16 protein-coding genes are annotated in these 20,257 nt (G+C 71.6%); 6 read left to right on the top strand and 10 right to left on the bottom strand.

What is annotated here, in order from left to right; all coding sequences use genetic code 11:
- Positions 1–354: 354 nt before the first annotated feature.
- Both typA and ACLHRZ_RS11800 read right to left on the bottom strand, forming a co-directional pair.
- Positions 355–2,262 carry a translational GTPase TypA gene (gene typA, locus ACLHRZ_RS11805; RefSeq protein WP_490418305.1) on the bottom strand — a complete coding sequence of 636 codons (1,908 nt, stop codon included), beginning with the start codon at positions 2,260–2,262 and terminating at the stop codon, positions 355–357.
- A 230-nt stretch (positions 2,263–2,492) separates the two neighbouring features.
- Positions 2,493–4,361, bottom strand: coding sequence for an ABC transporter family substrate-binding protein (locus ACLHRZ_RS11800; protein WP_490418304.1), 1,869 nt, complete (start codon positions 4,359–4,361; stop codon positions 2,493–2,495).
- Positions 4,362–4,666: 305 nt separating this feature from the next.
- Between ACLHRZ_RS11800 and ACLHRZ_RS11795 the strand changes: the two genes are divergently transcribed.
- From ACLHRZ_RS11795 to ACLHRZ_RS11775, 5 genes are all read left to right on the top strand, one after another.
- Complete coding sequence (locus ACLHRZ_RS11795) at positions 4,667–4,957, top strand: Rv0250c family protein (protein ID WP_390776325.1); 291 nt, start codon at positions 4,667–4,669, stop codon at positions 4,955–4,957.
- A gap of 52 nt (positions 4,958–5,009) precedes the next feature.
- Positions 5,010–5,852, top strand: a complete 843-nt coding sequence (sdhC, locus tag ACLHRZ_RS11790) for a succinate dehydrogenase subunit SdhC (protein WP_490418303.1) — start codon at positions 5,010–5,012, stop codon at positions 5,850–5,852.
- Between the two features lie 36 nt (positions 5,853–5,888).
- A complete protein-coding gene (locus ACLHRZ_RS11785; protein WP_490418302.1) occupies positions 5,889–7,826 on the top strand; it encodes a fumarate reductase/succinate dehydrogenase flavoprotein subunit in 1,938 nt (645 codons plus the stop codon).
- Positions 7,823–8,590, top strand: a complete 768-nt coding sequence (locus ACLHRZ_RS11780; protein WP_490418301.1) for a succinate dehydrogenase/fumarate reductase iron-sulfur subunit — start codon at positions 7,823–7,825, stop codon at positions 8,588–8,590. Before ACLHRZ_RS11785 ends, ACLHRZ_RS11780 begins: the two co-directional genes overlap by 4 nt.
- 100 nt (positions 8,591–8,690) lie before the next feature.
- On the top strand, positions 8,691–10,478 hold the full coding sequence (locus ACLHRZ_RS11775; protein WP_490418300.1) for a TPM domain-containing protein: 1,788 nt from the start codon (positions 8,691–8,693) through the stop codon (positions 10,476–10,478).
- A gap of 142 nt (positions 10,479–10,620) precedes the next feature.
- On the opposite strand, the gene ACLHRZ_RS11770 is transcribed toward ACLHRZ_RS11775, so the two are convergent.
- From ACLHRZ_RS11770 to ychF, 7 genes are all read right to left on the bottom strand, one after another.
- Complete coding sequence (locus tag ACLHRZ_RS11770) at positions 10,621–13,146, bottom strand: SpoIIE family protein phosphatase (RefSeq protein ID WP_490418466.1); 2,526 nt, start codon at positions 13,144–13,146, stop codon at positions 10,621–10,623.
- A 188-nt stretch (positions 13,147–13,334) separates the two neighbouring features.
- Positions 13,335–13,757 carry an ATP-binding protein gene (locus ACLHRZ_RS11765; RefSeq protein ID WP_490418465.1) on the bottom strand — a complete coding sequence of 141 codons (423 nt, stop codon included), beginning with the start codon at positions 13,755–13,757 and terminating at the stop codon, positions 13,335–13,337.
- A 162-nt stretch (positions 13,758–13,919) separates the two neighbouring features.
- Positions 13,920–14,324 (bottom strand): (deoxy)nucleoside triphosphate pyrophosphohydrolase, encoded by a 405-nt coding sequence (locus ACLHRZ_RS11760; RefSeq protein WP_490418299.1) that lies wholly within the window; start codon positions 14,322–14,324, stop codon positions 13,920–13,922.
- An 85-nt stretch (positions 14,325–14,409) separates the two neighbouring features.
- Positions 14,410–14,589, bottom strand: coding sequence for an SPOR domain-containing protein (locus tag ACLHRZ_RS11755; RefSeq protein WP_490418298.1), 180 nt, complete (start codon positions 14,587–14,589; stop codon positions 14,410–14,412).
- A gap of 168 nt (positions 14,590–14,757) precedes the next feature.
- Entirely contained in the window at positions 14,758–16,410 is a 1,653-nt protein-coding gene (locus ACLHRZ_RS11750; RefSeq protein ID WP_490418297.1) for an APC family permease, read from the bottom strand.
- Positions 16,411–16,669: 259 nt separating this feature from the next.
- Positions 16,670–17,422 carry a GntR family transcriptional regulator gene (locus ACLHRZ_RS11745; RefSeq protein ID WP_490418296.1) on the bottom strand — a complete coding sequence of 251 codons (753 nt, stop codon included), beginning with the start codon at positions 17,420–17,422 and terminating at the stop codon, positions 16,670–16,672.
- 279 nt (positions 17,423–17,701) lie between these two features.
- Positions 17,702–18,790, bottom strand: coding sequence for a redox-regulated ATPase YchF (ychF, locus tag ACLHRZ_RS11740; protein WP_490418295.1), 1,089 nt, complete (start codon positions 18,788–18,790; stop codon positions 17,702–17,704).
- A 165-nt stretch (positions 18,791–18,955) separates the two neighbouring features.
- On the opposite strand from ychF, the gene ACLHRZ_RS11735 reads away from it, so the two are divergent.
- The gene (locus tag ACLHRZ_RS11735; RefSeq protein ID WP_490418294.1) at positions 18,956–19,579 is read left to right on the top strand and encodes a DUF6542 domain-containing protein; all 624 of its coding nucleotides are present in this window, start codon (positions 18,956–18,958) and stop codon (positions 19,577–19,579) included.
- Here ACLHRZ_RS11735 and ppgK read toward each other — a convergent pair.
- Positions 19,476–20,240, bottom strand: coding sequence for a polyphosphate--glucose phosphotransferase (ppgK, locus tag ACLHRZ_RS11730; protein ID WP_490418293.1), 765 nt, complete (start codon positions 20,238–20,240; stop codon positions 19,476–19,478). The genes ACLHRZ_RS11735 and ppgK overlap by 104 nt on opposite strands.
- Between the last annotated feature and the right edge of the window lie 17 nt (positions 20,241–20,257).

The following is a 20,257-nucleotide window of genomic DNA, read 5'->3' as shown; positions in this document are numbered from 1 at the left end:
GTGAGGCGCCGGTCCCCCGCTGACACCCCTGACAGCGGAGCGGGAACCGGCACCTCGAGTGTGCTCGCGAGTCGGCGCTCCCCACAGCGCTTGACCCATTGACCCGAGCTCAGTGAACCCAACTATTAAGTAACTGCGGCCTGTAAACCACACTTAAAGGGTTTCGCTTTGGTCACATCGAGGCCAGAAAAAGGTTGACAATCCAGACAAATGCCACCCAGACAGACACCTACGAAACGGACCGTTAACACGGCATCCGGGATCCCGCGTCCGATATCCGGGTATGCAGAAGGCCCGGGATCCCCGCTCTGGAAGCGGAGATTCCGGGCCTTGCGTTACTCAATTACCCCTGGCTCAGCCGTGCTTGGCACGCGACGCGGTACGGCCGCGCTCCTTCTGGTCCAGGACGACCTTGCGGATGCGGACCGCCTCCGGGGTCACCTCGACGCACTCGTCGTCGCGGCAGAACTCCAGGGACTGCTCCAGCGACAGCTTGCGCGGCGGCACGATCGCCTCGAAGGAATCGGCCGAAGAAGAGCGCATGTTGGTGAGCTTCTTCTCCTTGGTGATGTTGACGTCCATGTCGTCGGCGCGGGAGTTCTCGCCGACGATCATGCCCTCGTACACCTCGGTGCCCGGGTCGGTGAAGAGCACGCCGCGCTCCTGGAGGTTCGTCATCGCGAAGGCGGTGACGGCACCGGCGCGGTCGGCGACCAGCGAACCGTTGTTACGGGTCTTCAGCTCGCCGAACCACGGCTCGTGGCCCTCGTGGATGGAGTGGGCGATACCGGTACCGCGGGTGTTCGTCAGGAACTCCGTACGGAAGCCGATGAGGCCGCGGGACGGGACGACGAACTCCATGCGGACCCAGCCGGAGCCGTGGTTGGACATGTTGTCCATGCGGCCCTTGCGGGTGCCCATGAGCTGCGTGACCGCACCCATGTGCTCCTCGGGCACGTCGATGGTGATGCGCTCGACGGGCTCGTAGGTCTTGCCGTCGACCTGCTTGGTGACGACCTGCGGCTTGCCGATGGTCATCTCGAAGCCCTCGCGGCGCATCTGCTCGACCAGGATGGCGAGCGCGAGCTCACCACGGCCCTGGACCTCCCAGGCGTCGGGGCGGTCGGTGTCCAGCACGCGGAGCGAGACGTTGCCGATGAGCTCGCGGTCCAGGCGGTCCTTGACCTGGCGGGCGGTGACCTTGCGGTCCTTGACGGCCGCCTTGGCGTCCGCGCCCTTGCCCGTGCCGCCACGGCCGACCAGCGGGGAGGTGTTGGTGCCGATGGTCATGGAGATCGCGGGCTCGTCGACCGTGATCAGCGGCAGCGCGACCGGGTTCTCCGGGTCGGCCAGGGTCTCGCCGATCATGATGTCGGGGATACCGGCGACCGCGCAGATGTCACCGGGGCCGGCGACCTCGGCCGGCTTGCGGGTGAGCGCCTCGGTCATCATCAGCTCGGTGATGCGGACGTTGGCGACCGAGCCGTCGCGCTTGATCCAGGCCACGGACTGGCCCTTGCGCAGCTCGCCCTGCTCGACGCGGAGCAGCGCGATACGGCCGAGGAAGTTGTCGGCGTCGAGGTTGGTGACGTGGGCCTGGAGCGGCGCGTCCTCCTCGAACGTCGGGGCCGGGACGTGCTCCAGGATGGTGGAGAAGAACGGCTCCAGGCTGGTGCTGTCCGCGGGGACGGTGCCGTCCTCCGGCTTGGTCAGCGAGGCGATGCCGTCACGGCCGCAGGCGTAGACGATCGGGAACTCGATCTGGTCCTCGTCGGCGTCCAGGTCGAGGAAGAGGTCGTAGGTCTCGTTGACGACCTCGTCGATGCGGGAGTCCGGGCGGTCCGTCTTGTTGATGCACAGGATGACCGGCTTCCGCTGCTGGAGCGCCTTGCGGAGCACGAAGCGGGTCTGCGGCAGCGGGCCCTCGGAGGCGTCGACGAGCAGCACGACCGCGTCCACCATCGACAGACCGCGCTCGACCTCGCCACCGAAGTCGGCGTGGCCGGGGGTGTCGATGATGTTGATCGTGATCGGGGCCCCGCCGTCCTTGGGGTGATACTTCACCGCCGTGTTCTTGGCGAGGATCGTGATGCCCTTCTCACGCTCCAGGTCGTTGGAGTCCATGACACGGTCGTCGACCGACTCCAGCTGATGCGCCGCGAAGGCACCGGCCTGCTTGAGCATGGCGTCGACGATGGTCGTCTTGCCGTGGTCGACGTGGGCGACGATGGCGACGTTTCGAATGTCGTGGCGCGTGGGCATACTTGCGGCGCTTCTCCCGGAATCGTGGATGGCGGCGCGTACGGTCCGGTACGCGCGCCCGCCGGGCAGATCAACGCCACGGCCTCACTCCATGGTACGGGTGCGCCGCCGATTTGGCTTTCCGGGGGCTCTGACCTGGGGTTACGCCCCGTAAGGGGCGCGGGGCCCTGCTGAACATGCGGCTCCGCCGCGTGGGCGCGACCAGCCACATACGGCCCGCAGCACCCCACTCAGCGCCGGAACCCCATGTCCTGATACCGAGGCGTCGCCAGACCGAAGGCTCCCGCGTTCACGACAGTGCTGCGCGCACCCACCAGTTCCGGCCGCTGGTACAGCGGGATCGACCCGGCCGCCGCCCAGATCCGCGCGTCCGCCCGCGTGACCAGGTCGCGCGACGCGTCCTCGTCCAGCTCGCTCGACGCCTGGTCGAAGAGCCGGTCGATCTGGTCGGTGCCGACCCGCGTGTAGTTCTGCTCGACGGTCAGCGACCCGTCCGTGGCCGGCTGCGGCTTGGCGAAGATCGGCCGCGCGTCGGTCGCCGGGTAGGCGCTCGCGGGCCAGGAGTAGAGGGCCAGGTCGAAGTCGCCGGAGGCGATGTGGTCCTTGAAGTAGCCCGCGTCCTCGACCTTGGTGATCTCCGTGCGGATGCCGACCGCCTCCAGCTGGCGGGCGATCCGGTCGCCGACGGCCCGCAGGGACTCCGTCCCCGACCCCTTCGGCAGGACGAAGCGGAGGGCGAGCTTCTTGCCGTCCTTGAGGCGGACGGGCGAGGCCACGCCCTTGCCGGAGGAGGAGCCGTCGTTCCGGTCGTCCCGCAGCTCCTTGGTGGTGTCCTCCGCCGCCTCGGCCGGCTTCTTCCGGGGCGGCTGCCCCTCCTTCCAGCCGGCGTCGGCGAGCAGGGCCATGGCCGCCCGCGGGTCCATGCCGCCGATCGCGTCGCTGTTGTCCTGGTAGCCCTCCTGCCCGGCGACGAGCACATGGCTGCCGAGCGGCTCGGCGGGCAGCCCGAGCGGCCGCAGGACGGACTCGGCGATGGCCCGGCGGTCGATGGCCCGGGCGACGGCGCGCCGCACGCGCTCGTCGGCGAGCGGCCCGGAGGCGCCGTTCAGGGCGAGCTGCGTGTAGGCGGGCTCCAGGGACTTGCGGACGACGAGCCCGCGCAGCTGCGGGTCGGACGGCTTGACCGGCTTCCCGGCCTTGTCCTTCTTCGGCGGCATGTTCGCCTTCGCAATGCGCGTGGCGATGTCGGAGGTGATCTCGGCGAGGTCCGCCTTGCCGCTCGCGAGCGCCTCGGCCCGCTGCTCGCGCGGCACCACGCGCAGCACGAGCCGGTCCAGCCTGGCCCGGTCGCCCCACCACTTGGGGTTCCGCACGAGGGTGAGAGTGCCCTGGTCCTCGTCGCGGCTGCCGACCCGGAACGGCCCGGCAGCGAGCGCCAGTTCCTTGCGCGCGGAGTCGTTGAACCCGGTCGGGGTGCCCATCACGGACTTCGGGTAGAGCGGGGTGAAGAGGGAGGGCCAGTCGGCATAGCTCTTCGCGAAAGTGACCTTGACCTCGTGGGCGTCGGCACCGCGCTCGACGCGCTCGATCCGGTCGTAGCCGGCGTTGCGGGCCGTCCAGTACGCGCTGTCCTTGCCGTGCAGCGCCTTGGCCTGGGCCTCGAAGTCGGCCGCGGTGACGGCGCTCCCGTCGCTCCACACGGCGTTCGGGTTGAGCTTGTAGAGCACCACCTGGTGGGGCTCGCGCCGGACGACCTCGGCGGACTGCAGGAAGTCGGGGTTGCGCTGCGGACGGCCGTGCGCGTCGAGGGTGAACAGGGCGGGGAGCACGGCCCCGGCGACCCGCTGCGTGCTGGCGTCGGCGTCGGCCTGGAAGGTGTTGAAGGTGGTGGGCAGGGCATCGACGGCCCAGGTCAGAGTGCCCTTGTCGGCAACCTTGGCGCGCGCGGCGACGGCGATGTCCCGGGCGGCCGCGACCCCGTCGGAGGCGTCGGGCCCGCCGGAGGAACAGCCGGCCAGGAGCGGCAGCGGGAGCAGCGCGCCCGCCGCGAGCAGCGTGACGCAGCGGCGGGCACGGGACGACCGGGTGCGGACGGACATGGGCGCTACCTCCGCGGGGCGGGCCGAGATCGTTCGCAGCCGGCGCATGCGGCCGCTGCTCGCCGCCCACTGAAGGCGACGGTTCCGGCGAAGACCCGCCGACACGTCGCCGCCGGCCCGCACGCCACCCGCCTGGACGAACGTTTCCGCGGGACCGCACCGTCACCCTGACGCGCAAGGGGAAAGCGCTCCCGCGAAGGCGAGATCGGGACGGCTATCTTCCCCTGAAGGGGTGTGACGCGCGACACTCTCTGTCGCATCTGCGCCGCCACCCGCAACCGCCGACGCGGAAGTGAGGGCACACCATGTCCGTCAAAGACGACCTGACCTCGGTCCAGCGCAGCCTGGACGAGCTGAACCGCGCACTGGGCCGGCTGGAGCAGCAGCTGGGCCGGGACCCGCTGGACGTACGGCGGGTGCGCACCGACGCCGACCACCTGCGCGAGAGCGTCGCCCTGCTGCGCGGGGCCCAGCCCGCCGAGAGCCTGCGCCCCGCCATGGTCCCGGTGCCGGTCCCGGACGCCCCGTACGACGCCTCGCTGTGGCGGGACGCCGACGACGAGGGTCTGGGCGCGCGCGACCGCCGCGCCCCGTAGCCGGGCCGGGCACCGACACCGAACCGTCCGCCCACTCCTCCCGGAGTCCGCCTTGGCCACTGGTACCGATCCCCGAGCCGCCGGCACCGGAGCGCGCCCCGCTCGGGGCGGCGTCCACCACTCCTCGCGCGCCGCGATCCCCGAGCGCCACCTGCGGCGCGACCGCTGGTGGCTGGCGCCCGCCGCGACGGCCGCCGGGCTGCTGGCGTTCGTCGTGTACTCGACGTGGCGCGCGTTCGCCGGCGACCACTACTACGCGGCGCCCTACGTCTCGCCGTTCTACTCGCCCTGCCTCGCGGAGAACTGCGTGCCCATGAAGGGCGGTGCGGACTGGGGGGTGTTCGGGGCCTGGTGGGGGCTGTCGCCCGCGCTGCTGGTCCTCATCTTCCCGCTGGGCTTCCGGCTCACCTGCTACTACTACCGCAAGGCCTACTACCGGGGCTTCTGGGCCGCGCCCGCGGCCTGCGCGGTGCCCGAGCCGCACGGGCGGTACACCGGGGAGACCCGCTTCCCGCTGATCCTGCAGAACATCCACCGCTACTTCTTCTACTTCGCGGTGATCGTCGCGGGGATCCTCACCTACGACACCGTGCTGGGCTTCCGGAACGCGGCCGGCGAGTGGGGCCACATGGGCCTCGGCACCCTCGTCCTGCTCGTCAACATCGCGCTGATCTGGGCGTACACGGCCTCCTGCCACTCCTGCCGGCACATCGTCGGCGGACGGCTGCGGAACTTCTCGCGGCACCCGGTGCGCTACCGCCTGTGGGGCTGGGTCAGCCGGCTCAACGCCCGCCATATGCAGCTCGCCTGGGCGTCCCTGGTCAGCGTGGCCGTGGCGGACTTCTACGTGTACCTGATCGCGAGCGGCGCCTTCGACGACCCGCGGTTCTTCTAGGACGACCAGGACTTCCAGAACAGGGGCCATTTTTCGATGACACAGGTGGAGCGGCAGTCCTGGGACGTGGTCGTGGTGGGCGCCGGCGGCGCCGGGCTGCGGGCCGCCGTCGAGGCGCGGGAGCGGGGGCTGCGGGTCGCGGTGATCTGCAAGTCGCTGTTCGGCAAGGCGCACACGGTGATGGCCGAGGGCGGCATCGCGGCCTGCATGGGCAACGTCAACTCCAAGGACAACTGGAAGGTCCACTTCCGGGACACCCTGCGCGGCGGCAAGTTCCTCAACAACTGGCGGATGGCCGAGCTGCACGCCCAGGAGGCGCCCGACCGGGTGTGGGAGCTGGAGACCTGGGGCGCGGTCTTCGACCGCACGGACCGCGGGATGATCTCCCAGCGCAACTTCGGCGGGCACGAGTACCCGCGGCTGGCCCACGTCGGCGACCGCACGGGCCTGGAGCTCATCCGCACCCTCCAGCAGAAGATCGTCTCCCTGCAGCAGGAGGACCACAAGGAGACCGGCGACTACGAGTCCCGGCTGAAGGTCTTCCAGGAGTGCACGGTGACAAGGGTGTTGAAGGAGGGTGACCGCGTCGCCGGCGTCTTCGGCTACGAGCGCGAGTCCGGCCGCTTCTTCGCCATCGAGGCCCCCTCCGTGGTGCTGGCCACCGGCGGCATCGGCAAGTCCTTCAAGGTGACCTCCAACTCCTGGGAGTACACCGGCGACGGACACGCCCTGGCGCTGCTCGCCGGGGCGCGGCTGGTCAACATGGAGTTCGTGCAGTTCCACCCGACGGGCATGGTCTGGCCGCCGTCCGTCAAGGGCATCCTGGTCACCGAGTCCGTGCGCGGCGACGGCGGGGTGCTGCGCAACAGCGACGGCAACCGGTTCATGTTCGACTACATCCCGGACGTGTTCCGCGAGAAGTACGCCGACACCGAGGCCGAGGCCGACCGCTGGTACGAGGACCCCGACCACAACCGCCGCCCGCCCGAGCTGCTCCCCCGCGACGAGGTGGCCCGCGCCATCAACGCCGAGGTCAAGGCCGGGCGCGGCACCCCGCACGGCGGGGTCTTCCTGGACGTCTCCACCCGGATGCCGGCCGACGCGATCATCCGCAAACTCCCCTCCATGCACCACCAGTTCAAGGAGCTGGCGGACGTGGACATCACCGCCGAGCCCATGGAGGTCGGCCCCACCTGCCACTACGTGATGGGCGGCGTCGAGGTCGAGCCCGACACCGCGGAGGCAGTCGGGGTCCCGGGCCTCTTCGCGGCCGGCGAGGTGGCCGGCGGCCTGCACGGCTCCAACCGCCTCGGCGGCAACTCCCTTTCGGACCTGCTGGTGTTCGGCCGCCGGGCCGGGCTCTATGCGGCGGAGTACGCGGCCGCGTTCGGCGCCGCGGACCGGCCCGCGGTCTCGGACGCGGACGTGGAGCTGGCGGAGGCGGAGGCGCTGCGCCCGTTCGGCGCGGAGGGCGCGGAGCAGGACCCCGCGCAGGGCCCGGAGAACCCGTACTCCGTCCACCAGGAACTGCAGCAGTCGATGAACGACCTGGTGGGGATCATCCGCCGGGAGGCCGAGATGGCGGAGGCGCTGCGCCGCCTGGACGCCCTGCGGGCCCGCGCCCGGCGGGCCGGGGTCGAGGGGCACCGGCAGTTCAACCCCGGCTGGCACCTGGCCCTGGACCTGCGCAACATGCTGCTGGTCAGCGAGTGCGTGGCGCGGGCGGCCCTGGAGCGCACCGAGAGCCGCGGCGGTCACACGCGCGACGACCACCCGCAGATGGACCGGCAGTGGCGGCGGATCAATCTGATGTGCCGGCTCGCCGACGGAGCCGTCGGAGCCGCGGTGGACCCGGCGCTGGGGCGGATCCGGCTGGAGCGGCAGGACATGCCGCCGATGCGTCCGGACCTGCTGGCGCTGTTCGAGAAGGAAGAGCTGGTCAAGTACTTGACGGACGAGGAGCTCACCTCATGACCTACCAGGGCCGCTTCAGGGTGTGGCGGGGTGACGCCGAGGGCGGCGGCCTCGTCGACTACGAGGTGGACGTGCACGAGGGGGAGGTCGTCCTCGACATCGTCCACCGCATCCAGGCCACCACCGCCCCTGACCTGGCCGTCCGCTGGAACTGCAAGGCGGGCAAGTGCGGTTCGTGCAGCGCGGAGATCAACGGGCGCCCGCGGCTGATGTGCATGACGCGGATGTCCGTCTTCGATCCCGCGGAGACGATCACGGTGACCCCGATGCGGGCCTTCCCGGTGCTGCGCGACCTGGTCACGGACGTCTCGTACAACTACGCCAAGGCCCGCGAGATCCCGTCCTTCGTCCCGCCGCCCGGGGTGAAGGCGGGCGAGTACCGGATGATGCAGGAGGACGTCAACCGGGTGCAGGAGTTCCGCAAGTGCATCGAGTGCTTCCTGTGCCAGAACACCTGCCACGTGGTCCGCGACCACGAGGAGAACAAGGAGGTGTTCGCGGGGCCGCGCTTCCTGATGCGGATCGCGGAGCTGGACATGCACCCGCTGGACGCGGCGGAGGAGACGGGCACCGACCGGAAGCGCGGGGCGCGCGAGGAGCACGGGCTCGGCTACTGCAACATCACCAAGTGCTGCACGGAGGTGTGCCCGGAGCACATCCGCATCACGGACAACGCGCTGATCCCGCTCAAGGAGCGGGTGGTGGACCGCAGCTACGACCCGCTGGTCTGGCTGGGCAGCAAGATCGGGCGACGGAGCAGGTAGGACTCGGGCAGGACGGGCCGGGGGCGCACACGACCACTCACAGCAACCGCACAGCTGCCAGCGGTAGCGGACCGGCGATTCCGGTCATACGCTCCAAAATGTGACGCGGCTTCCGACGCGGTACGCACGGTCCGCGGCGCTCCCCGGCATGGCCCTGGTCGGCGCCCTCTCCGCGCTGTGCGCCCTGTTCCTCCCCGCCGCGTCCGCCCGCGCCGACACCCCGCTCGACCTGGACTCCGGCGGCCGCATCACCGACACCGTCGGCGCCCTCGGGCACCGCCGCGGCCAGGTCGAGGCCGCCCTGGACCGGCTGCACGCCACCCAGCACGTCCAGCTGTACGTCACCTACGTCCACGACTTCTCCGGCCGGGGCGCCCACGACTGGGCCGACGCCACCGCCGACCGCAACGGTCTCGGGCCGCACGACGTCCTGCTCGCCATCTCCACCTCCGGCCGCCAGTACGCCGTCTCCGCCGCCGAGGACTCCGGCTTCCGGCAGGACCAGCTCTCCGCCGTGGCCGCCCTGGCCATCTCCCCCGCCCTCAAGGAGCACGACTGGGCCGGGGCCGCCATCGGCGCCGCCGACGGCTACCGCGCCGTGCTGCGCGGCGAGCCCGTCCGCACCCCGCTCATCCTGCCCGGCAGCAGCGACCCCGGCGGGGACGGGCTGCTGCCCGGCGACCGCCGGGTCTGGGTCCCCGTGGCCGGGGGCGGCGGCCTGTGCCTGGGCGGGCTCTACCTCGCCTCGCGCCGCGCCGCCCGGCGCCGCCGCGCGGCCGAATACCTGGCGGAGGAGGATGCGTACCCGCTGGTCTCCACGGCCACCCCGCTCGGGCTCGCCCGGATGGCCCAGCCGCTGACCCCGCTGTCCGAACTCGACTCGGAGGCCTGCCGGAACCTCGTCGACACCGACGACGCGGTCCGCACCAGCGCCGAGGAGCTCCACTTCGCGACCGTCCAGCTGGGCCCGGCCGCGACCCGCCCCTTCGCCGAGGCCGTGGACTGGGCCCGCGGCGAACTGGCCGACGCCTTCCGGCTCCGCCGGCAGCTGGACGACGCGCCGTACGAGGACGAGGACGCCCGGCGGCACGCCCTCGACGGCATCTGCTCCCGCTGCACCAGCGCCAACCGCCGCCTGGACGCCGAGTCCGCCGCCTTCGACCGGCTCCGCGGCATACGCGCCAACGCCGGCATGCTGCTGGTACGGGCCGAGGCCGCGGCCCGCGCCCTGGCCCCGCGCCTGCGCACCGCCGAGGCGGCGCTGGCGGCCGTCGCCGCGCACTGCCCGGACGCCGCCCTCGCCCCCGTCGCCCGCCACCCGGCCGAGGCCCGCGCCCGCCTCGTCTTCGCCGGCGCCGCACTCACCGAGGCCCGTGCCGCCCTGACCGGCGGCGACGCGGAACAGGCCGTCGTCTCCCTCCGCGCCGCCGAGGCCGCCCTCTCCCAGGCCCGCACCCTGGTCACGGCCGCGCTCCGGCACGTCCGCGAACTCACCGGCGCCACGGCCCGGTTGCACGCCGCGCTCCGCACCATGGCGGACGGCACGCGCGACCCGCGCGAGGTGATCCGGGTCCTCGACCCGCTGGAGGCCGCCCGCGGCGAGGCCGCCGCCGCGCGGGACTTCGTCGCCACCCACCGGGGCGCGGTCGGCTGCCGGGCCCGCACCCTGCTGGCCGAGGCGGAACGCCGCCTGACCCTGGCCCGCGGCGACCCCGTGGCCGCCCTGGCCCTGGCGGTCCAGGCCCGCACCCTGGCCGAACGCGACGTGGCCGACTACGCCACCCCCACCCACGGCGTGGGCGCGGCCCTCATGGGCGGCATCATCCTCACGGGCCTCCTGCCACCGTCCTTCGGAGGCGGGTCGACGAGGGGGCGGCTGGGGCCTTGAAGTGCGGTTCGACTGCAGGCCGTCCGTGGCTGGTCGCGCAGTTCCCCGCGCCCCTTCGGGGCGCGGTGTTGCATCGCGCCCCCGTAAGGGGCGCGGGGAACTGCGCGACCGGCCAACGACAACCCGCACGTACCCACCGCCCTCAGTACAGGCTCAGCAACGCCTCAACCGCATCCGGCGGAGCCGACCCCCCGTCCGGCAACGCCAATTCGAACCACACGGTCTTGCCCCGAGGAATCCGCCGGCTCCCCCAGGCCGCACTCAGCAGGCCGACCAGCTGAAGCCCACGACCGCCCTCGTCGGTATCGCGCGCCCGACGGCGCCTCGGCTGCACCAAGCCCCCGTCCCACACCTCGCACACCAGCGTCCGGTCCAGCAACAGCCGCAACCGGATCTCCCCTTCGCCATAGCGGAGCGCATTGGTGACGAGCTCGCTGACCAGCAGCTCGGTGGTGTCGACGAGGCCGTCCAGCTCCCAGGCCGTCAGCTGGTCGCGGGCCAGTTCGCGGGCGCGGGCGACGGAGCGCGGCTCGGGCGGCAGGGTCCAGTCGCCGACCCGGTCCGCCGGCAGGCCGCGGACCTTGGCCATGAGCAGGGCGATGTCGTCCTCGCCGTGGTGGGTGTCGAGGGCGCCCAGCACGTGGTCGCAGACGTCCTCCAGCGGCCGGCCCGGATCGTGCAGGGCCTCGCGGAAGGCCTCCAGGCCCTCGTCCAACGGGTGGTCCCGGGACTCGACCAGGCCGTCGGTGTAGAGGGCGAGCAGCGCACCCTCGGGGAGCTCGACGACCGTCTCCTCGAAGGGCTCGCCCCCGACGCCCAGCGGCATGCCCGGCGGCACGTCCAGCAGCATCGCCGGCTCGCCCTCCTCGACCAGGACGGGCGGCAGGTGCCCGGCGTTGGCCACCGTGCAGCGCCGGGTGACCGGGTCGTAGACCGCGTAGACGCAGGTGGCCAGGTAGACCTCGGAGAGGTCGGAGGGCCGGATGCTGCCGCGCACTCCGCGCGGGGCGGACTGCTTGCCGCCGGGGCGGCCGAGGCCGTGGGCGATCTCGTCGAGCGCGGAGAGCACCTCGGCGGGCTCCAGGTCGAGCATGGCCAACGTGCGCACGGCGGTGCGCAGTTCGCCCATGGCGACGGCCGCCCGCAGGCCGCGTCCCATGACGTCGCCGACGACCAGGGCGGTGCGGTGCCCGGGCAGCTCGATGACGTCGAACCAATCACCGCCGATCTCCGTGGCCGCGTTGCCGGGCAGGTAGCGGCAGGCGATGTCGAGGCCCGCGGCCTCCGGGTCGCCCGGGGGCAGCAGGCTGCGCTGGAGGATCAGGGCCCGCTCGTGCTCGCGCCGGTAGAGCCGGGCGTTGTCGATGCAGACGGCCGCGCGGGCCGCCAGCTCGACGGCGAGGGCGGTGTCGCGCTCGCCGAACGGCTCGCTGCCCTTCGTACGGGAGAACTGGGCCAGCCCCACCACCGTGTCCCGGGCGACCATCGGCACCGCCAGCGTGGACTGCACGACGGCGCCCAGCTCCGGGCCGCCCTCCTCGCTCACACGGCAGGGGACGTTCTGCACGTGGGCGGTGCGCAGCGCCTGGGCGCAGGGTGAGTGGAACGGGTACCGGTGCACCTCGCCGACCTGGACGGACTTGCAGTCCGCGTCGACCGGCACCCCGGAGACCGCGCTGGAGTAGGCGACGCGCCGCAGCTCGCCGCTGCCGTCGGCGAGTCCGGGCGGCGCCTCGTCGCCGACGAGCAGGCCCTGGTAGAGGTCGACGGAGGCGAGGTCGCAGAACTGCGGGACGGCGACGTCCAGCAGTTCGCGGGCGGTGGTCTCCAGGTCCAGCGAGTTGCCGATGCGCGCGCCCGCCTCGTTGAGCAGCGCGAGGTTGCGGCGCACCCCCGCGGCCTCGCGCTCCGCCCGGCGCCGCCCGGTGACGTCGGCGGCGATCGCGGCCACCCCGATCGGCCGCCCGCTGCCGCTGTGCAGCCGGTACAGCGACACCGACCAGCGGCGCCGCTCGTGCCGGCCGGGCACGGGCCCGACGAGCTGAAGGTCCGCCACCGGCTTTCCGGTGTCGAGGACCTGGCGCAGCGCGGCCGTCAGCCGCTCGGCCTCGATGCGGGGCAGGAAGTCGTGCGGGGTGCGGCCGCGGTGCCAGTCGGCGGGGCGGCCGAAGGCCTGGGCGAAACTCTCGTTGACGCGCAGCAGGGTCAAGTCCGTACCGACGAAGAAGAAGCCGAGCGGAGATTGGCCGAAAACGGCTTCCGAAGCGGCAATGTCGGTCTCTATTCCGCGCAACGCCCTGACATCGACGGCCACACAGAGCGCCGCGCGCTCGCCGCGCCGGTTCTCACTGGGCATCACATAGATCTCGGCCAGGCCCTGCCGAGGGCCGCCGCCGTCGCCGCGCTGATAGGGCACCAGGCCGGTCCAGGCGCGCCCGTCGAGGCCGCCGTCGCCCAGGAACGGGGTGTCGGTCAGCGGCCTGCGGCGCGCGGCCGGTGCGGGGGCGAGCACGTCCAGCGGATCCCTGCCGACGGCCTGCCGGGCCGCTATGCCGAACAGTTCCGCGGCCCGCTCGCTCCACTGCTCGATCCGCCCGTCGGGGCCCAGCGAGAACGACGCCACACGGATGTGGTCGTAGAGGGAACCGGGCGGACTGTTCTGCCACATCGCCGTGGCGCCCGTACCCTCCGGACCGCCCGCTGCAGTACCCGCTGGCTTTTCGCTCACGTGCCCGTCCCCTCCGGCTCATGTGCTCGCACCGGCATCAGAAGGCCGAGTATCCAGCACGGCAGGCCCTCGGAACACGGACTTCACGATCACAGCACGGTCTCAACCCGCTATGTCTTCTCCCCGTGTCAGGAACTCGGCAAGCTCAGCTCGAACCACACCGTTTTGCCGGTAGTGGCGGGCCGGGTGCCCCAGCGCCGCGAGGCCAGGGCGACGAGCTGGAGTCCGCGGCCGCCCTCGTCGTCGGCGCCCGCCGGGCGTTCGCGGGGCGGGGCGGGCACGGGGTCGGAGACCTCGACGAGCAGGGTGGGGCCGGCATGTGCGTACATCCGGACGCCGATGGGACCGCTGGCGTACCGCAGGGAGTTGGTGACCAGCTCGCTGACCAGCAGGACCGTCACGTCCGTGACCGCGTCGAGGCCCCATTCCCGCAGGGTGTCGCGGACGAGGGTGCGCGCGGTCCGCACGGCGCCGGCCTCGGCGGGAAAGGTCCACTCGGCGAATCCGGGCGTCGAAGCCAGGGTCCCTGCGCTGTCGCTCACGCCGACCACTTCCCAGACCGCTGCGACCCCGCCGGTATGACCGGCTTTGGGGATAATAATCAGCACATACCCGGTATGGGGGGCGGCCTATCGTGTTCTGCGGCGTCCGTCCGCGGAGCATGCCACGTTCGGCGTAGTGGGGACCCTTCGCCGTGCGGATCCCCCACCGCTTCACCGGGGCAGCTTCTCCAGCAGCCGCGCGGCGGCGGCCACCGCGGGGCGGTCCTGGTCCAGCCAGTCGACCTCGTCGACGCGGTCGGGGGTGAGCCAGCGCAGTTCGTCGTGGTCCTCCAGCGGCCGGGCCTCGCCCGACAACAGCCGGGCCGTCCACACCTGCAGGACGTACCCGGGCTTCAGCGGCCACTCCCCGGCGATGGGCTCCAGCGGCTCGGCCTCGATGCCCAGTTCCTCGCGCAGCTCCCGCACGAGCGCCTCCTGGGGCGTCTCGCCGGGCTCCAGCTTGCCGCCGGGCAGCTCCCAGCGGCCGGCCAGCTCGGGCGGGGCGCTGCGTCGCGCGGCCAGCAGCCGCCCCCGGTCGAAGACCGCTCCGCCCACCACCACACGCACCGTAGCCATGAGGGGAGAGTCTAGGCGGTCACAGCAGAACTTCCCCGCGCCCTCAGGGGGCACGGGGAAGTCGGATGCCGGCGGGGCGCACGGGCTACGAGACCGCCCGGCCCACCCGCTCCACGATGTAGAGCTGCCGGTTGCCATGGGCGTCCAGCCGGTCGGCAACGCGCTCGGCCTCCGTCCGGGTCGCATAGCGCCCGACGCGGTAGCGGTTGCCGTTCTCGTCCTGGCGGATCACCAGCCAGGGCAGGACCGGTCCGGAGTCATTCATCGCCCCTGCCCTCCCGCCGAAGCTGCGCGCACCGGCGCACGCCCTTCGGCGCCTCCCGAAGAAACCGCAGTCCGCATATGCCCGAGCGTACGCCCGACCTTTACGCAGCGGATACGGGTTTTCACGAAGAGGTACGCATTTGGCCACCGAGGGTGGCCGCATGCGGTCTTACTTGACCTTCTCGCCCTCCGCCGCGGCGGCCTCCTCGGCCTCCTCGGCGGCGAGCATCTCCTTCTCGGTCTCCACAAGGGTCGGGTTGCGCCACGCGCTGCGCACGCCCCACACGTAGAAGGCGAGGGCGATCACGACGACGACCGCGATGTCCCAGCCGGCCGCAAGGTAGCCCTTGCCGCCGAACTCGGTGCCGCCGGCCCAGGAGACCGCGGCCATCACGAGCAGGTAGGCGATCATCCAGACGCCGGCCTGCAGGTGCGGCTTGAGCTCGGCCCACGGCTTGCGCAGCTCGTACCAGGCCCAGATCGGCAGGCCAACGGCCATGATCAGGATGACCTTGCCCGTGAGCGGCCAGCGGGCCCAGTAGAGCACCAGGGAGCCGAAGGTCATCGCGATGGGGGCGATGACGGGCATCGCGCGCAGCATGACCGGGCGCTTGATGCCCGGGGCGATGCGGCGCAGCGACATCACGGCGACGGGGCCGGTGATGTACGAGATGACGGTCGCGACCGAGACGATCTCGGCGAGCGAGCCCCAGCCGCGGAAGACGGCCAGGAAGATGAAGGCGACACCCAGGTTGAGCAGCAGGGCCGGGCGCGGGACGCCGGTCTTCTTGTCGACCTTGCCGAAGACGCCGGGCAGGTGGCCGTTCTCCTGGACGCCCTGGACCATCCGGGAGGTGGTGGCGGCGTAGATCATGCCGGTGCCGGACGGGGAGATGAAGGCGTCCGCGTACAGCACGATCGCGAGCCAGTTCAGGCCCCAGGCGATGGCCAGGTCGGCCAGCGGCGACTTGTAGATCGTGCCGAGGCCGGACCAGCCGTGCTGGGCCAGGTCGGAGGACGGGACGGCCATCAGGAAGGCGACCTGCAGCGCGATGTAGATGACCAGCGCGATGAGGATCGAGCCGATGACGGCCTTCGGCAGCGACTTGCCCGGGTTGCGGGCCTCGCCGGCCATGTTCAGCGGGGACTGGAAGCCGTTGAACGCCCAGACGATGCCGGAGAGCGCGACCGCGGTGAAGACCGAGCTCCAGCCGTTCGGGGTGAAGCCGCCGGCCGACTCGATGTTGTGCGTGTCGAAGTGCGACATCATCAGCGCGCCCGCGGTGAGCGCGGGGACGACGACCTTGAAGACCGTGATCGCGTTGTTGGTCTTCGCGAACAGGGAGATCGCGAACCAGTTGAGGAAGAAGTAGAAGAGCAGCAGCACGGAGGCCAGCGCGACACCGCTGCCGGTCAGCTCCTTGCCGTCGTAGAGCGACTTGGCCCAGTCCCACTTCCAGGAGCTCATGTACTGCACGGAGGCGGTCGCCTCGCCGGGGATGACGGAGACGATCGCGATCCAGTTGGCCCAGGCCGCCAGGTAGCCGGCGAGCGAGCCGTGCGAGAGCTGGCCGTAGCGGACCATGCCGCCGGCCTTCGGGAACATCGCGCCCAGCTCACTGTAGGTGAGCGCAATGGTCAGTGCGACGGCCGCTCCGATGACCCAGGCGAGGATCGCCGCAGGACCGGCGATGGCCGCGGCGCGCTGGGCGCCGAACAGCCAGCCGGAGCCGATGATGGACCCGAGGCCGACGGCCGTCAGGGCCACCGGACCGAGCGTCCGGCGGTAATTACTGGAGTGGGAACCCGCTTCGGTACTCAACGCCCCGGATCTCCTTTTCTTTCTACTCCCCCACGGCAGGACACAAACCGCGCCATCGTACGAGCGATTTCGCCGACTTGGTTCCGCAAAATGGCTCTGACCTGGGCGTCTGTGAGTTTTGCAACACCGAAAGAGCCTCTTCCACACCGGGACGAACCCGGACATAAGGGGCTGTTCCTACCCGCTGGTACGGACCATGACAAGAGGATTCCGGGACCCTGGAACCTGACTCCAAAGTCAGTTCATGTGCACGTCACCACTACTTCACCGGAAGGTGGTAAGCGACGCGATAGCGCTCGGCGAGCATCACCACGTCCGCCGTCTCGACCGGACAGCCGCCCGCGAAGTACGTCCGCGAGACCACCAGGACGCAGTGCCCGGGCACCCCGCCCAGCGCCAGCGTCTCCTCCGCGAGCCCCGGCCGGGCGCCCACCTCCTCGGTGACGTTGTCCACCACCAGATCGATGGCGGCCATCCGCTCGACCACCCCGCGGCCCGCCAGCGGCCCCTCCTCGGGCAGCATCACGGGTGTACGCCCCGTGACCGTCAGGGGCTCCCAGGACGTGGAGAGCATCACGGGCTCGCCCGCGGAGCGGAACAGATAATGCGTACGCATCACCCGGTCCCCGGGCGTGATCCGCAGCCGCCGCGCGATGCCCGCGTCCGCCATGCTCTGCTCGCTGCGCGACTCCCAGGTGCCGCCGACCCGCTCGTCGGCCTGCTCCTGGCGGAAGGGCGTCGAGTCCCCGAGCGCGCGATACCCCGTGCGCACCACGGCCCTCGGCACGGGCTGCTCGCGGACGTACGTCCCCGACCCGGAACGCCCCTCGACCAGGCCCTCGGCCATCAGGACCTTGCGGGCCTCCAGGGCCACCGTGTCCGAGACGCCGTACTGCTCCCGGATCCTCGCCTGGGAGGGGAGCCGGGTGTGCGGCGGCAGCTCGCCCGCCACGATCTTCTGGCGCAGATCGCCGGCCACACGGAGGTATGCGGGCTGGTCACCGAATGCCACGTCCACTCCCAAGGGGTTGACAGTCCGCAACAGCTTGGCAACCGTCGGTTGCGGAGCGCAACTCTAGGCCAAGGAATCACCGGATGTGGTGAATTGCAGGTGGGCGGTGCGTAGTTGAGAACCGTCGGCACATGCAGGGAGCACGCACCGGGAGCACTTCTGCATCGATGCAGCGGGGGCGGCGGTCACGGGGAGTCAGGGGGAGTCAGGGGGAGTCAGGGGGCGGGAACGCGAAGGGGCCGGACCCGAAGGTCCGGCCCCTCACAGGCGATACGCTCGTCAGACGTTGAAGCGGAACTCCACCACGTCCCCATCGGCCATCACGTACTCCTTGCCCTCCATGCGGGCCTTGCCGGCCGCGCGGGCCTCGGCGACGGAGCCGGTTTCGACCAGGTCGGCGAAGGAGATGACCTCGGCCTTGATGAAGCCCTTCTGGAAGTCGGTGTGGATGACACCGGCCGCCTCGGGGGCCGTGGCGCCCTTCTGGATCGTCCAGGCGCGGGACTCCTTGGGGCCGGCCGTCAGGTAGGTCTGCAGGCCCAGGGTCTCGAAGCCGACGCGGGCCAGCGTGGCCAGGCCGGGCTCCTCCTGGCCGACGGACTGGAGGAGCTCCAGGGCCTCCTCGTCGTCCAGCTCGGCCAGGTCGGCCTCCAGCTTGGCGTTGAGGAAGATGGCCTCGGCGGGGGCCACCAGGGCCCGCTGCTCGTCCTTGAAGGCCTCGTCGGCCAGCTCGTCCTCGTCGACGTTGAAGACGTACAGGAAGGGCTTGACCGTCAGCAGGTGCAGGTCGTGCAGGATCTCGGCCTTCTCGGTGCCCTGGACGATGCCGGCGGAGAACAGGGTGGTGCCCTCCTCCAGGATCGCCTTGACCTCCTCGACGGCCTTGACCTTCGGGGCCACGTCCTTCTTGATCCGCGACTCCTTCACCAGGCGCGGCAGGACCTTCTCGATGGTCTGCAGGTCGGCGAGGATCAGCTCGGTGTTAATGGTCTCGATGTCGTCCTTGGGCGAGACCTTGCCGTCGACGTGGACGACGTTCTCGTCCTTGAAGGCGCGGATGACCTGGCAGATCGCGTCGGACTCACGGATGTTGGCCAGGAACTTGTTGCCCAGGCCCTCGCCCTCGGAGGCGCCGCGGACGATGCCGGCGATGTCGACGAAGTCGACCGTGGCGGGGAGGATCTTCTGCGAGCCGAAGATCTCCGCCAGCTTGGTGAGCCGGGCGTCCGGGACGCCGACGACGCCGACGTTGGGCTCGATGGTGGCGAACGGGTAGTTGGCCGCCAGCACGTCGTTCTTGGTCAGGGCGTTGAACAGGGTCGACTTGCCGACATTGGGCAGACCGACGATTCCGATCGTGAGCGACACGTGACGACTTCCCGTAGCTTCCAAAGGTTCGCGGCCCGGGCGGGCCGGTCCCCCAGTCTACGGGGCCCGGCCCCCTGCGGGGGATCGGCCGAACGCACGGCCAAGGGGGGTCAAAGGGCGTGTCCCATCCGGGGTTCCCCCGGTCCCCCGACCTACTTTGGTCGCGTGGAGCAACCCAGCACGCGTACCCCCCAGCGCAAGGTCCGCCGCGACACACCGGTGCCCCGCCCCGCCGTCCCCGTGGGAGCGGGCGAGAGCAGCTCGGTCTTCCGGGCCCGGCGGCTGCCGGGCCGCACCCGCCCGCTACGGCCCCGCCGCCTGGAGCAGCTGCCCCCGGCCCGCCTGACGGGCCTCGGCAGCGGGCTGCTCACCGCGCTGGTGATGCTGGCCGCCGGCAAGCTCGACGCCATGACGCTGGACGGCTCGCCCGTCGCGTACGGCGTGTGCTTCCTGCTGGCCTGCGCGGGCTGCGCCCTGTGGGTGCGCCCGGCCGAGGTGCTGACCGCGCCGGTGAGTGCGCCGATCGCCTTCGCGGTCGGCGCACTGCCGATCAGCAACAGCAGCGGCGGCGGCCTCGGCGCCCGGATCATGGGCCTGGTCACCGTGCTGTCGCTGCAGGCCGGCTGGCTCTACGCGGGCACCCTGCTCGCCGCGCTCATCGGTCTCTACCGGCGGGTCGCGCTGATCAGGGTGCGGCGGCGGGAACGGCTCCAGCAGCGGAAGCGGCCATCGCGGCCCCCACGATCCCCGCGTTGTTCTCCAGGGCAGCAGGAACGATCTCGGCGCTGATCCCCTCGATCAGCGGCAGGAACTTGTCGGCCTTGCGGCTGACGCCGCCGCCGATGACGAAGAGCTCGGGCGAGAAGAGCATCTCCACGTGCGCGAGGTACTTCTGTACCCGGCGGGCCCAGCGCTCCCAGGTCAGCCCGCCGTCCTCCTTGGCCCGGGAGGAGGCGCGGGTCTCCGCGTCGTGGCCCTTGAGCTCCAGGTGGCCCAGCTCGGTGTTGGGCACCAGCCGGCCGCCGGTGAAGACGGCGCTGCCGATGCCGGTGCCGAAGGTGAGCACGACGACGGTGCCCTTGCGGCCGCGTCCGGCGCCGAAGGACATCTCGGCCAGGCCGGCCGCGTCCGCGTCGTTGAGCAGGGTGACCGGCGCGCCCAGGCGCTCGCCGAGCAGGCCGGCCGCGTCCGTGCCGATCCAGCCCTTGTCCACGTTGGCCGCGGTCCGGGTCGTGCCGCCGACGACGACACCCGGGAACGTCGCCCCGACGGGACCCGTCGCCCCGCCGAAGCGCCGCATCACCTCCGCGACACCGTCCGCGACCGCGTCCGGGGTGGCCGGGTGCGGCGTGAGCACCTTGAAGCGCTCCGCCGCCACCTCGCCGCGCACCAGGTCGACCGGCGCGCCCTTGATGCCCGATCCGCCGATGTCCACGCCGAATACGTTCATGCCGACCACGCTACGGG

The organism is Streptomyces sp. AM25 (assembly GCF_058146165.1).
Note: the sequence above shows the minus strand (reverse complement) of the source record. Positions and strands in the feature narration are given on the sequence as shown.

Excerpts from the sequence above, each read along its gene's own strand:
- typA (WP_490418305.1), bottom strand. The coding sequence starts at position 2,262 with ATGCCCACGCGCCACGACATTCGAAACGTCGCCATCGTCGCCCACGTC.
- ACLHRZ_RS11800 (WP_490418304.1), bottom strand. The coding sequence starts at position 4,361 with ATGTCCGTCCGCACCCGGTCGTCCCGTGCCCGCCGCTGCGTCACGCTG.
- ACLHRZ_RS11795 (WP_390776325.1), top strand. The coding sequence starts at position 4,667 with ATGTCCGTCAAAGACGACCTGACCTCGGTCCAGCGCAGCCTGGACGAG.
- ACLHRZ_RS11785 (WP_490418302.1), top strand. The coding sequence starts at position 5,889 with ATGACACAGGTGGAGCGGCAGTCCTGGGACGTGGTCGTGGTGGGCGCC.
- ACLHRZ_RS11780 (WP_490418301.1), top strand. The coding sequence starts at position 7,823 with ATGACCTACCAGGGCCGCTTCAGGGTGTGGCGGGGTGACGCCGAGGGC.
- ACLHRZ_RS11770 (WP_490418466.1), bottom strand. The coding sequence starts at position 13,146 with ATGTGGCAGAACAGTCCGCCCGGTTCCCTCTACGACCACATCCGTGTG.
- ACLHRZ_RS11760 (WP_490418299.1), bottom strand. The coding sequence starts at position 14,324 with ATGGCTACGGTGCGTGTGGTGGTGGGCGGAGCGGTCTTCGACCGGGGG.
- ACLHRZ_RS11755 (WP_490418298.1), bottom strand. The coding sequence starts at position 14,589 with ATGAATGACTCCGGACCGGTCCTGCCCTGGCTGGTGATCCGCCAGGAC.
- ppgK (WP_490418293.1), bottom strand. The coding sequence starts at position 20,240 with ATGAACGTATTCGGCGTGGACATCGGCGGATCGGGCATCAAGGGCGCG.